9 protein-coding genes are annotated in these 14,089 nt (G+C 46.5%); 5 read left to right on the top strand and 4 right to left on the bottom strand.

All coding sequences use genetic code 11. The annotated features are described in order from the left end of the window. Positions 1–295: 295 nt before the first annotated feature. Positions 296–730, top strand: a complete 435-nt coding sequence (tnpA, locus tag BLU98_RS11365; protein WP_092724129.1) for an IS200/IS605 family transposase — start codon at positions 296–298, stop codon at positions 728–730. 19 nt (positions 731–749) lie between these two features. Here tnpA and BLU98_RS11360 read toward each other — a convergent pair whose 3' ends face one another. Next, positions 750–1,673: a helix-turn-helix domain-containing protein gene (locus BLU98_RS11360; protein WP_092724128.1), complete on the bottom strand. Its 924-nt coding sequence runs from the start codon at positions 1,671–1,673 to the stop codon at positions 750–752. 198 nt (positions 1,674–1,871) lie between these two features. On the opposite strand from BLU98_RS11360, the gene gyrB reads away from it, so the two are divergent. Both gyrB and BLU98_RS11350 read left to right on the top strand, forming a co-directional pair. Continuing rightward, positions 1,872–3,851: a DNA topoisomerase (ATP-hydrolyzing) subunit B gene (gene gyrB / locus BLU98_RS11355; protein WP_257574919.1), complete on the top strand. Its 1,980-nt coding sequence runs from the start codon at positions 1,872–1,874 to the stop codon at positions 3,849–3,851. 95 nt (positions 3,852–3,946) lie between these two features. Then, on the top strand, positions 3,947–4,153 hold the full coding sequence (locus tag BLU98_RS11350) for a hypothetical protein (RefSeq protein ID WP_026768059.1): 207 nt from the start codon (positions 3,947–3,949) through the stop codon (positions 4,151–4,153). Between the two features lie 66 nt (positions 4,154–4,219). Here the strand turns inward: BLU98_RS11350 and mfd are convergent, their stop codons facing one another. Both mfd and BLU98_RS11340 read right to left on the bottom strand, forming a co-directional pair. Next, positions 4,220–7,618, bottom strand: a complete 3,399-nt coding sequence (gene mfd, locus BLU98_RS11345; RefSeq protein ID WP_092724176.1) for a transcription-repair coupling factor — start codon at positions 7,616–7,618, stop codon at positions 4,220–4,222. A gap of 32 nt (positions 7,619–7,650) precedes the next feature. Then, entirely contained in the window at positions 7,651–8,070 is a 420-nt protein-coding gene (locus tag BLU98_RS11340) for a carboxypeptidase regulatory-like domain-containing protein (RefSeq protein WP_139173904.1), read from the bottom strand. Positions 8,071–8,214: 144 nt separating this feature from the next. Here BLU98_RS11340 and BLU98_RS11335 point away from each other — a divergent pair, with 144 nt between their 5' ends. Both BLU98_RS11335 and BLU98_RS11330 read left to right on the top strand, forming a co-directional pair. Beyond that, positions 8,215–12,042 carry a S8 family serine peptidase gene (locus BLU98_RS11335; RefSeq protein ID WP_092724125.1) on the top strand — a complete coding sequence of 1,276 codons (3,828 nt, stop codon included), beginning with the start codon at positions 8,215–8,217 and terminating at the stop codon, positions 12,040–12,042. Positions 12,043–12,057: 15 nt separating this feature from the next. Then, a complete protein-coding gene (locus BLU98_RS11330) occupies positions 12,058–12,768 on the top strand; it encodes a hypothetical protein (protein ID WP_092724124.1) in 711 nt (236 codons plus the stop codon). A gap of 4 nt (positions 12,769–12,772) precedes the next feature. Here BLU98_RS11330 and BLU98_RS11325 read toward each other — a convergent pair whose 3' ends face one another. After that, complete coding sequence (locus BLU98_RS11325; RefSeq protein ID WP_092724123.1) at positions 12,773–14,053, bottom strand: ABC transporter permease; 1,281 nt, start codon at positions 14,051–14,053, stop codon at positions 12,773–12,775. Between the last annotated feature and the right edge of the window lie 36 nt (positions 14,054–14,089).

The following is a 14,089-nucleotide window of genomic DNA, read 5'->3' as shown; positions in this document are numbered from 1 at the left end:
TGAATGATTTGTTTGTGGAGCTTTTGGATGTTTTATTACAGGCTTCAGCTATCAAAATGTAACTGATGCAGAAAGCCCTAATTTCTCTTGCCCCTCAGGGTGAAGCCTGAGGTAAAGATTATGAATGAGATACAAAGCAAATAAATTGAAACTTTGCTCCAGGCTTTAGCCTGGAGAACATAAAGATGTTTTTGTTGATGGGGCTTTAGCCCCTGTACAGGATTTTTTGAAAGAAAAATCAGGTGTTTATTCCTATTGTGTCATTCATTCTAAATCTCTTGTTTTACAAATAAAAATGCCTTACACAAGAGTATGTATCCATTATGTCTGGGCTACAAAATACAGAAAGCCCATTCTGATAAAACCTTTCAGAGAAATGTTATTCAATCATATAAAACAAAATGCTTTCGCTAAAGGAATCCATATTGACAGGATCAATGGATACGTTGATCATGCTCATTGCCTTGTATTCTTAAAGCCTACCCAAACTATTAATGACATTGTACAATTGATCAAAGGAGAATCTGCGCATTGGTTCAATCAACAGGCCAATGCACCTCCTTCAAAGTTGCAATGGCAAAGTGATTATTTTGCTGTCTCTGTAAGCGAATCGGCCATTCCGAACGTACAGCGATATATTGACAACCAGGAAGCACATCATCAACGAAAAACATTTCTGCAGGAATACAATGCATTCCTGAAATACCATGGTTTCAGCGAGACAAACTGATAGTTAATAACAAGAATAATTACTGCAACAATTCGCAGGGCTTGATACCTGTATGCTTCTTGAAGGCAGCGGAGAAATGCGAGATAGAAGAATAACCCAGCAAAGCAGAAACATCAGTCACGCTTAAGCTTTTCTCATACAAAAGGTATTTGGCGTGCTCCATGCGCTGTTGCTGGTAGAAATCGAATATGGTAGTGCCGAAGACTTCTTTGAAACCTTTTTTGAGGTAGCACTCGTTCATAGCCACTTTGCGGCTCAGTTCTTTGATCGTGATGGGATCACCGATGTGTTGTAATAAAATATCGCGCGCCTGGTAAATGCGTTCGCGGCCGCTTTCATCAGCCAGGAACTTGCAGACAAAACCTTCTTCTTTTTCATCAACCAAACATTCCAGGCTGTACAACAGGAGTTCATGCACTTTGGCATTCACGAAAATGTTTTCCAAAGCGCCTGAATAGCTGTGATTGAGTAACGCGTCCAAGGCATTCCGTTTGCGGTTACACAAAGGGAATATCTTGGTGAAAGCGTGCGGATGCCTGAAAGCCAGCACTTCATCTTTGCGGTTGCTCAACTTCACATTATGTACAAACTGGGCCAGGAAACTGGCTGTGAAATGAAAAGTGAATACATCTACCGTTTTGTGTTTTCCACTGCAGTTTTCTGTGGGCAGTTCACTGCAATTGGCACAGCTTTTTTCGCTGCAATAACGGTTACCGGTAGTGCAATAGCGTAATTCCAGGTAGTTTTCAGCAGATTTATCGGGGTTATAATGGTAAACCATCATGCCGGTATCTTCCGCCACCCAGGGATGTTGTGCATAATATCTCTTGATCTGGTATTGGATGGAACCGGGAACATGTTGCTCTTTCTGGTACAAAATATCCAAATCCGGCTCTATGCCGCTTTTGCTAGCCACTCTTAGTATATCCATTACCTGCAACATGCGGCACAAAATTAATGTACAAACATCTATCTGCAAAAACAGGCCCTATCAAAACCGTCACGGGCCTGTCATTTTATAACTTGGGAAGCGGGTTATAAATGGGGAAAAATTGCTCTATTAGCCTCGGCAGAACCCCTTATTTTCATTAACTTTGTCAACTTTGCAAAATCAGTTAAAATACAGGATTATCAAGCATTTATGAGTGAGGAACAAATGACCAAAGAAGAGGCACAAAATAAAAATTATGGTGCCGACAGCATACAGGTACTGGAAGGTTTGGAAGCGGTTCGTAAAAGGCCCGCGATGTATATCGGCGATGTAGGGGTAAAAGGTCTGCATCACTTAGTGTACGAGGTGGTGGACAACTCCATTGACGAAGCACTGGCCGGTTATTGTAAGAACATCAGCGTTACCATTCATGAAGACAATTCCATCAGCGTGCAGGACGACGGGCGCGGTATCCCTACCGCCATGCACAGCAAGGAAAAAAGAAGTGCTTTGGAAGTGGTGATGACCGTACTACATGCCGGTGGTAAATTCGATAAGAACACGTACAAAGTATCGGGCGGTTTGCACGGTGTGGGTGTGAGTTGCGTGAATGCCCTCAGCACCACTTTGCACGTGACCGTTCACCGCGAAGGAAAAATATTTGAGCAAGAGTACCATATCGGTGTGCCCCAGTATCCTGTTAGGGAGATTGGCACCAGCAATATCACCGGTACCATTGTACATTTCTGGCCAGATACCACCATCTTCCAGGAAACAGTATATAAAAAAGACATCCTGGAAGGCCGTTTGCGCGAGCTCGCTTACCTGAACAAACGCATCAGCATTACCCTCACCGACTTACGTGAGAAAGACGAAGAGGGCAATGTCTATATCCGTAATTTTTATAGCGAAGGTGGCATCGTTGAGTTTGTTACCATGCTCGATAAGAACGGCAACCGCACGCCCCTCATTGCGAATCCTTTGTATGTGGAAGGACACGATGAGTCTACCAATGTAGCCGTGGAAGTGGCGCTTACCTATAACGATGATTTCAAAGAGCACATCTTCTCTTATGTCAATAACATCAATACCATCGAAGGCGGTACACACGTAACGGGCTTCAGACAGGCCCTGACAAGGGTATTTAAAAACTATGGCGATAAGGAAGGTCTCTTTGAAAGAGCCAAGGTAACCGTTGAAGGAGATGATTTCAGGGAAGGACTGAGCGCTATCATTTCGGTGAAAGTACCCGAGCCGCAGTTCGAAGGACAGACCAAGACCAAGCTGGGTAACAGTGAAGTGAGCGGTGTGGTGCAAACCACCGTGTCGAGGGTATTGGAAGCCTACCTGGAAGAAAATCCGAAGGAAGCCAAATATGTGATCTCCAAAATCATCCTGGCTGCACAGGCAAGGGTAGCCGCTAAAAAAGCGCGCGACATGGTACAGCGCAAGACCGTGCTGAGCGGCGGTGGCCTGCCCGGTAAGCTGGCCGATTGCAGTGAACGCGATGCGGAGAAATGTGAACTCTACCTGGTAGAGGGAGACTCGGCAGGCGGTACGGCCAAACAGGGGCGCGACAGGAGCTACCAGGCTATTCTGCCGTTAAGGGGTAAGATTCTGAACGTGGAGAAAGCCATGGAACATAAGATCTACGAGAATGAAGAGATACGCAACATGTACACAGCGTTGGGCGTAACAGTAGGCACTGCCGAAGATCCCAAAGCGCTGAACACAACCAAACTTCGCTACCACAAGATCATCATCATGACCGATGCCGATGTGGACGGATCGCATATCGCCACCCTTATTCTTACGTTTATTTTCCGTTATATGAAGGAACTGGTAGAACAGGGTTATGTATACATTGCCCAGCCACCGCTGTACCTCGTGAAAAAAGGAAAAGAACAGGAATATGCGTACAATGAAGAGCAACGCAAATTGCTGGTGGAAAAACTGGCAGGGGGCCGGGAAGACAGCGTTACCATCCAGCGATACAAAGGTTTGGGTGAGATGAATGCCGACCAGCTCTGGGAAACCACCATGGATCCCGCCCGCCGAACCCTTAAACAGGTGACCATTGAAAGCGCTTACGAGGCCGACCGTATCTTCAGCATGCTCATGGGTGATGAAGTGGCGCCGCGCCGCGAATTCATTGAAAGTCATGCCAAATACGCCAAGATCGACGTTTAATGGCGCAACACTGGTTAGTAAATAAATGGCGGTATTAAGGAAAAAACCTTATTTTAGAATAGTTGAACTTTCATTAACCCTAAATTCGTATTACTATGGACACTTCAAAAATGATCAAAGCATACTGTCTCAAGACCAAAGAGAAGAATGTTCCCATGCAAGACGCAGTGATTACCAAAACTGCACGCGGCGGGTACATGGCTGCCGGTCATGATGGAAAAGGCAATAAAATGGCTGCCATCCTTGGCGAAGCAAAAGCGCTGCAGGCAATAGCCGATGGTGTGGCGAAGAAAGGATTCTAAGCCTTGCGGCAGTTTTTCATAACTCATTAATAGCGAAGGATCCGGTTCTGCAAAGGACCGGATTTTTTATTGCGCGAGGGCAGGTGCGGCCAATACTGCGCTGTGCATTTGCTGAAGGAAACGATACATGGCATCCATGTCTTTCACCTGATCAACCACCAGCAGGAAATTTTTGCCCGCTTGTTTCAGCCTGGCTTTATTGGTACCGGTTTGTAGATAAGCCAGTATCTTTTTAAACAATTCCGATTCAAAATAAGGCGAGTCCGGCCGGTTGATGAAATAACAACGCAGGGTATCTTCTTTCAAAGTCATTTTTTCAAAGCCCAGGTCTACCGCCAGCCAACGGCACCGCACCGTTGTGTACAGGTCTTCTACCTGCGGCGGCATAGGACCGAAACGGTCTACCATTTCCTGGTGGAAGCCGGTCAGTTCTGTTTCCTGTTCGCAATTATCCAGCCGCGTATAAAGCGATAATCTTTCGGTGATGCTTTCCACATAATCATCGGGTATCAACACTTCGAGGTCGGTATCAATAGTACAATCGCTCACATAATCATCTTGTTTGCTGATCTCTTCCTTGAACAAATCCTTGAAAGCACTGCGCTTGAGTTCACGGATGGCTTCTTCCAGTATCTTCTGGTACATCTCAAAACCGATATCCGCCATAAAACCACTTTGTTCACCACCCAGCAGGTTTCCTGCACCCCTGATATCCAGGTCGCGCATCGCAATCTGGAAACCACTGCCCAGGTCACTGAACTGCTCCAGTGTTTGCAAACGTTTTCTCGAGTCGGAAGGCAATGTACTCAAGGGGGCCAGCAGATAACAGAAGGCTTTTTTGTTGCTGCGCCCTACCCTTCCGCGCAACTGGTGCAGATCGCTCAGTCCGAACTGGTGCGCATTGTTTACAATGATGGTATTCACATTCGGAATATCTACGCCACTCTCCACAATATTGGTACATACCAATACGTCGTATTTCATGTCTATGAAATCCATGATGCGCTCTTCCAGTTCATGCCCTTCCAGTTGTCCATGCGCATGTCCCACACTCAGATCAGGACATAACCCTTGTATCAATGCGCTCATTTCTGCCAGTCCCTGTACACGATTGTGAATGAAGAAGACCTGTCCGCCCCGTTCTGTTTCATAATAAATGGCGTCGCGGATAAAATCTTCATTGAACACATGCAACTCTGTTTGAATGGGCTGCCGGTTAGGCGGAGGCGTATTGATAATACTCAAGTCCCGGGCACCCATGAGACTGAACTGCAGGGTCCGCGGAATGGGTGTAGCCGTAAGGGTGAGACAGTCCACATTCGTTTTCAGGGTCTTCAATTTCTCTTTGTGTCCCACGCCGAATTTTTGTTCTTCGTCTACGATCATTACACCGAGGTCTTTGAACTTCACTTCTTTCCCCAATAACCCATGTGTACCTACGATGATATCTACTTTGCCCTCCTCCAGTTTTTTCAGGGTTTCTTTTTTCTCTTTGGCCGACTTGAAGCGGTTGATATAATCAACGGTTACCGGGAAGTCCTTCAACCGTTCACTGAAAGTTTTGTAATGCTGAAAAGCCAGAATGGTAGTGGGTACCAGTATAGCAGCCTGCTTGCCATCTACTACCGATTTGAAAGCGGCGCGGATAGCCACTTCCGTTTTACCGAATCCTACATCGCCACATATCAGCCTGTCCATCGGCGAAGCGCTTTCCATGTCTTTCTTTACATCAGCCGTAGCCTTGCTCTGGTCGGGCGTATCTTCATAAATAAAGGATGCCTCCAGCTCGGTTTGCATATAGTTGTCCGGCGTATGCGCAAAGCCTTGCTGCGACTTACGCTGCGCATATAGTTTGATGAGGTCGAAAGCCACTTCTTTGACCTTCGCCTTTGTTTTGTCTTTCAGTTTTGCCCAAACATCACTGCCCAATTTATTCACCTTGGGAATCGTACCTTCTTTGCCTGTGTACTTGGAAATTTTATGCAGTGAATTGATGTTCACATACAGGATATCACTGTCTTTATAAATGATGCGCACAGCTTCCTGTAGTTTTCCGTTCACTTCCAGTTTTTGTAGTCCGCTGTACCGGCCCACACCATGATCGATGTGCGTAACAAAATCGCCCGGCTGCAGGTCGCGCAAGGTTTTAAGCGTAAGCGCCTTGTTTTTATTGTATGCCTGCTTGACCTTGTATTTATGGTAACGCTGGAACAACTGGTGATCGGTATAGCAAACTGTTTTGAGGTCTTCGTCGATGAAGCCTTCATGAATGCCCGACACCACCGGCACAAATTGTATATCGGTATTGAGGTCATTGAAAATACTGTGCAATCTTTCCAATTGCCTGGCCTGTTCGGCAAAAATGTATATGCTGAACCCGGCAGACTCATGCGCTTTGAGATCACGAATGAGCAAATCGAACTGCCTGTTGAAAGAAGGCTGGGGCCTGGTTTTGAATTCGATCTCGAAATTGGCGAGATAAGGCTTCAGCCCAAACTCAACAACATGCCGCTGTCTCAATGCATCTTGTAACGACGCCGCTTTGATAAAATCCTCGCTATTGATCTCTTTCAACACTTTGGTCTGGTCGTCGTCATCGAAAGACTGCATGGAATATCCTCCTTTGAGCATATCTATGAATCCTTCCAGGTCTTCTTCCTGCTGTTGCAGTTTCTCCTGCACTACATCGAGGTCTTTGAGCCATACCACCGTATTCTCGGAAAGGAATTGCAGCAGCGGTATCTTTTCTTCCGAACTGAATTGCGTTTCTACATTCGGAATGATATTTACTTGTAACAGCTTGCGTTCACTCAATTGTGTTTCGGGATCGAAAATGCGGATACTGTCTACCTCATTGCCAAACAATTCAACACGGTAAGGTTTCTCATTACCGAAAGAATAAATATCCAGGATACCCCCACGAACCGCAAACTGTCCGGGTTCATACACAAAATCGGTACGTTCAAACCCATACATCACAAACAATTCCATCAGGCTTTCAGGGTTGATGGTATCATTGGTTTTGATGCTGATGATATTACTGTTGAGTGTTTTGGGCAGCACCACTTTTTCAAAAAGCGCTTCGGGATAAGTAACAATGATCTTTTTATTACCTCCTGCGGCCAGTCTTGTCAGGGCTTCTGTACGCAACATCACATGCGAACTGTTGAGCACTTTAAAGTTTCTCCTGTTCTTAAAAGAAGCCGGGAAATAAAAAATATCCAGTGCCTGTGTGAGGCTCTCCAGGGTATTTAGAAAATAAGCGGCTTCTTCCGGGTCGTTCAGTACTACGAGATGGTTCAGTTGCTGATCGCGTTGAAAAACAGCGCTTACGATAAATTCTGTGCTGCTGCCCTGTAAATTTTTAAGAAAGATTCGCTGGGGATCGGCAAAAGAAAGCCTGTCCGCCAGCTGAAAAAGGCGGGGGTCATTTTGATACTGCGCTAACAACGTCCCCAGGTTCATACCGAGGTGCAAAGATAACAAAAAGTATCCGATCAATAAACGGCTGTAGTACTCACTGTGATCTTAACCGTGGTAAGCTTTCCTTCTTCCACCGTATACAATGCAATATTGTTGTTGTTATCGAACAGGTTGGCATAATAATGGTCATTTCTTTTTACGAAGAGTGAATAAGCGCCGGGAGGGAGTGCAATGGAAAAAGTGCCGGAACTATCGGTTTCCACCGAGGCAATCTGCCTGGTATGAATGGCCGTATATTCAGGTGCGTCTCCCATCCTGGTTACCTGTGACAAATTGGTAGGTTCATACACCAATATGGTTCCTTTGAGGGGTTGCGGATCATTGGGCGGGGCGCCTACCATGGGCATGTGGTTTCCCGAAGCAAACAGCAGTTTTCCGCTAATGCCCTGTTTGGGAACGGATGAATGCAGCTTTTTTCCCGATGAACACGCCATAAAGGTTAAACAGAGTCCGAAAACGAAAAAAAGAATATGCTTCATGCTTCACTTTGAATGATGAAAGTATCTAAATTTAACGATGATTCTACTCTTTAGATGGGATTTATGGCAAATCTTGCGATACGCTAAACTAAACAGGTTATGTTGAAAAAATCAATGCTCTGCCTGGCGCTTATGATGGGAATTGTGACAATAGGTCTGGCGCAGGTTTCTACGAACAACAAAATATTGGAACAGGCTGCACGTGGGTACAGGATTTTGGAAGATGATGGTTATACCCGTGCATTGTCAATGGCCAAACAAAAAGGATGGCCATTGGTCATTACCGGTAAAAATGGGGCGAAAGCTGTACTGGTGGGTGTTGATGCTTTCAATTATCCTAAATACTACATTACCAACAACAATACCATTGCCGCTGCCACCACCAGGGCCAACCAGTTATGGCCGGGGGGCGCAAGCGGACTTAACCTCAGCGGCAGTTCAGATTACCTGGCCAACAAGATGGGTATATGGGATGGTGGCAGGCCCCTGGATGCCCATGTTGAACTTACCGGGCGCATCGTTCAAAAAGAAGCGGCTACCGTAGCTTATGACGACCATGCTACCCATACCACCGGTACCCTGATGGCTTCGGGTGTAAATCCTTATGCAAAGGGAATGTCATTCGGACTGAAAAGCATCATTGCTTATGATTTCAAAAATGATATTTCTGAAATGGCCCTGGAAGCGCCGGGCCTGTTGATATCCAATCATTCCTATTCTATTATTGCAGGATGGAATTACAACGATACTAAGAGCCGTTGGGAATTCTATGGACGTCCCAATGAGAACAGGGACTATAAATTCGGGTATTACAGCATTGATGCCCAGGCATTGGATTCCATCACCTATTATGCTCCCAACTATCTGATCGTAAAATCTGCCGGCAACAACCGCACTTCGAACGGTCCGCCCGTTGATTCACCTTATTACCGTTACGATGCCAGTAACCAGATGGTTTTAGCAGGAAAGCGCCCAGCCGGCATCAGCAACAATGATAGTTATGGCAGCATCCCCTGGGATTGTAATGCCAAGAATATCCTCACAATAGGCGCCGTGCAGGGATTGCCCAACGGCTACAGCCGTCCTTCCGATGTGGTAATGGCCAATTTCAGCAGCTGGGGGCCCACCGATGATGGCCGTATCAAACCAGACCTGGTTGCAGACGGTGTCAATGTGTTATCGAGTATCGCCACTTCGAATAAAAGCTACGCCAGTTACAGCGGTACCTCCATGGCATCGCCCAATGCAGCGGGCTCTTTGTTCCTCCTACAGGAATACTATTCCAAACTGAAAAGCAGTTCCTCCGCTTTCATGCGTTCCGCTACATTGAAAGGCCTGGCCATTCATACTACAGAAGCAGCAGGCACAAATCCGGGACCCAATTATATGTTCGGATGGGGTTTGTTGAACGTTGAGAAAGCGGCGGCAGTGATGACCGCTGCCATTGGTAGCAACAATGCAGCTACCAGTACGCATTTGTTATATGAAAAATCACTCGACAATAACAGTTCCAGTAGTTTTACTATTCCTGTGGTGAGCTCAGGTAACGGGCCTTTAAAAGCCACCATCAGTTGGACCGATGTGGCAGGACCTGTAGAGACCGTTATGAGTGATACCACCAAAAGGCTGGTCAACGACCTTGATCTCCGTATTACCCAGGGCAGCCGTACTTATATGCCCTGGACACTTAACCCTACCAATCCGGGTGCTGCAGCGGTGCCGGGAGATAACAGGACAGATAATATAGAGCGCATTGATATAGACAGTACAGTACCCGGACGAACTTATACCATCACGGTTACCCATAAAGGCTCCCTCGTAAACGGCGGACAAGCTTATACCTTATTGGTAAGCGGTGCAGGTGGAACCGCTTATTGCGCTTCTACCCCCACATCAAATGCCGGATCGAGGATCGACAGCGTGAGCTTCTCCTCTATTCATTACGCCAATCCCGGTACTGCTACTACGTATACCGATAATACCAAACTCACTGCCAACATCGAACCCCTGCAAAACATTCCCATCTATGTGAAAGTAGGCAGTGCTGATGCTTCGGCTGCCAGCAAAATTGTAAAGGTCTTTATCGACTACAACAACAACGGCAGCTTTGCTGATTCGGGCGAATTGGTGGCAGTAAGCAGTGTTCTGTCTAATGGAAGTGTTTTTCAGGCAACTGTCAGTACCCCCAATACCCTGGTGGTGGGTAATTTTTACATGATGCGCATTGTGGAGGAAGAAACGACAGATACCAGTGTGGTGACACCTTGCAGCAATCCAGGTTATGTAAGAGGCGAAACCCAGGATTACCGTCTCCGGGCGGTGCCGCCTTCAATAGATATAGCAGCAGCGGGTATCGCTACGCCGGCCGCGCTTGAGTGTCCAGATAACCCTAAGTATTTTACCGTAACACTGAAGAATAACGGAACGGCCGCCCAAACCAATATACCGGTGCAGGTAGTGGTGAAAAACAGCGGCGGCACAACAGTGGCTACACTTACGGATACTTTGAAAAGAAACCTGGCTTCCCTCAGCTCTGATAATTTCACTTTGCAGACGCCTGTGAGCAGCATGGCGCCGGGAACGTATTCGATCACCGCTACCGCTTCATTACCAGGTGATCAGCTTCCTGCCAACAATACGATCACTACCAGCATTACCATTAGTTCTTCACCGGCAGGTCCTGCTGCTACGGCTGAACTTTGTAGCAGCACCGTATTCCTCAAAGCAACCAATCCGCAACAGGGTGCCAATTATCTTTGGTACACGTCTGCAACAACTGCTTCTCCTTTTGCAACAGGAGCGAGTACCAATACGGCCACCATTACCAGCGACAAAACTTATTATGCTGGCACAGATGCGGATGTATTCATTGGCCCCACAACTAAAATGGCTTATGACAGTGGCGGATATAATAATTTCTCAGGAAATCTCATCAAGTTCAACAACAGTGTGCCGGTTATATTGAAAAGCGTCAGGTTGTACACCAGCAATCCAGGTACTATCAAATTTACTGTAGCCAATCTGGGTTCGGCTGACCTTACCAACCGCACGTATACTTATACAATCCTGGCTACTACTACATTGAATGTTTCTTCTTCTAACCCTGTTATACAACCGGCTACTTCAGGTGAGGTTAAGGGTAATGATCCGAAAGATACCGGTGCGGTTTATTTTCTCAACCTGCCTGTAACGCAAACAGGAGATCATATCCTCATCACCGAATGCGATGCGGGCGGCGCCACTATTTTCAGGAACAACAATATCGCAGGAAGCAACACTTATCCTAAGGGTATACCCGGTATCATGACCATCACCGGTAATACCCTCGATGTATTCCCGCAAAGCGGTCAGCCCTCATCGGCTTATTATTATTTCCTGTACAATTTGAATGTTACCACGGGCGCCTGTATGAGCGCGAGAACAGCGGTAGTGGCTACATCACCCATAGCACCTGTTATCACACAGGTGGGCGATTCGCTTGTCAGCAGCGTAGGCGGTAACTTGCAGTGGTATGTAGACGGACAAGCCATCTCCGGAGCAAACGGTCAGAAATACAAACCGGTGAATTCCGGCGCTTATACCGTTTCTATAACGGATGGCATTGGATGTATGAAAACTTCCAATCCTTTCCAGGTAGCTGTTACAGCTATTCCACCGGAAGTGCTCGCCAGGGAGATCAAGCTCAGTGTATCACCCAACCCCAACGACGGTCGCTTCAATCTTTCGTTTGAAGTGAATACCAAAGCAGATCTCGGTATTGCCGTTTTCAATGCAGCCGGACAGCAGGTGTACCTGCGTTCGTATCCAGGCTTCTCTGGCAAGTTCTCTTCGCAAATTGACCTGGGTCAACTCAGTGCTGAATTTTACATATTGAAAATTCAGCACGATAAAAAAACCTATTCGCAAAAAATACTCATCGAACGATGAGCCAATATCTTATCTATGCGTTTGTTGATGATCTCTTTGTTATGCGAATTGGGTATTACCGTTTCTGCGCAAAAAAACAACCTGGTATATGGTTACCTGAAAGACAGCATCAGCGCTGAACCGGTGGCGCTGGCCAGTGTAACCAATATGAACACAGGCACTACTGTGATGACGAATTACCGTGGACTTTTTAAACTGCCCGTAACCGAAAACCAGGTATTGTCTTTCGGTGCTATCGGATACAAGTTCGATACTTTGCGATACAATGACCGTTATATATCACGCGATACCCTGGTCATTTTACTTCCTGTATTGCGAAGAAACCTGGGCATGGTTACGGTAAGGGCTACCATGAACCGGTACCAGGTTGATAGCATGCAGAGAAGAAAAGATTTTTTGCAGGATATTGTGAACTATACCATCCCTACGATAGCGGAAGCCAATTCCGGTGCGGGCATTGCACTCAATATCAGCCGTTTTTCGCGTCATGAAAGAAACAAACGGAAGGCATTTGCTTTTTATGAATCAACCGAAAAAGAAGCGTATATCAATTACCGTTTCAATGAAAAGCTGGTTACAGCATACAGTGGTTTAAAAGGCGATCAGTTATACGAGTTCATGCAGGCCCGTCGTCCTTCTTATCAATGGCTGCGCACACATCTTACCGAGGAAGACCTCAAGTATTATATCAACGAACAGTTGAAATTCTTTTTCAAGCGGCAATAAATCATTATTCGTAGCGAAGTGCAACGATCGGGTTGAGTCTTGCGGCTTTCATGGCCGGATAGATGCCGGCTACCAATCCTACGAGCGAACAGATCACGATCCCCAAAATCACCCATGCCCAGGGTACTACGAATCCTGTTTTGAGCAACATGCTGAAAAGGTTACCGATCAGTACGCCAAGGATAATGCCGAACAAAGCGCCGAGCAGGCTGATGATCATACTTTCAAACAGGAACTGCTGACGTACATTGCGGCTTTTACCACCGATGGCTTTGATCAATCCAACTTCTTTGGTACGCTCGTTAACCGCCACCAGCATAATATTCATGAGTCCGATTGCAGCGCCTATAAGTGTAATAAGACCTATCGCACCGGCCGAGCCTGTGATACTGCTCAGAAAACCCATGAGCATTTCTGCCACACGATCGCTTTTTTCGATAACGAAATTCTCTTCATCACGCGGTTCCAGTTTACGGATGCCGCGAAAAACGGCGGTCGCTTCACCTGTTGCAGCATCCATGGCATTTACATTACCTACCATCACACCCAGGAAATAGGAAGGTTGTGTGTTCTGGAAGTGCCTTACATTGGTATAGGAAGTGATCAGTACATCGTCCTGTCGCATCATGGCGCTGGAGCCTTTGCTTTTCAGTACACCGACCACACGGTAAGGGATACTGCCTACCCGCACGATTTTATCAATGCTGCTTTCGGGATGTTCACCGAATAATTTTGAGGCTGGATTACTTCCCAACAAACATACGTTTCTGCCGCTCTCAATATCGAGGTGGTTGATGTTGCGCCCTGCGCTGATGGAATAACCATTTACCAGCAGGTAATTTTCATCGCCTCCCCAGATATTGATCTGCGGATTGGTTTTCTTTTCTTCATAATGTAATTCCTGTGCACCGGGTCCGCGGCGATAGATACTGGTCTGTGCTGAGAGAAAATGAAAGCTGGCTTTGAATGCTTCTGCTTCTTCTTTCAGGATGGGTTTTCCCAGGTTCGATTTCTTCTCTTTGAGTCCGCGGGTTGTTTTTTTGAAATCGCTGTTTCTGCCGCCACCGCCAACACGTACTTTGGTTTCTTTAAACCGGATGCTGAATGCATTGGCCCCCATGGTAGCAAAACTCTCCCTGGCGCTCTGGTTCATGGCCTCGATGGCAGTGATGATACCGATCAGCGCCATGATACCGAATGCAATGATGGCAACAGTAATACCGGTACGCAGTTTATTGCTTCGCACGGTACGCCAGGCCAGGGAAAAAGAGTCGAGCGCAGTCATCTTCGCAAAGGGGTTCTTATCATTAAAGATAGTTGA

The sequence above is a fragment of the Hydrobacter penzbergensis genome (assembly GCF_900106985.1).
In the GTDB taxonomy this organism is placed as follows: Bacteria; Bacteroidota; Bacteroidia; order Chitinophagales; family Chitinophagaceae; genus Sediminibacterium; species Sediminibacterium magnilacihabitans.
Note: the sequence above shows the minus strand (reverse complement) of the source record. Positions and strands in the feature narration are given on the sequence as shown.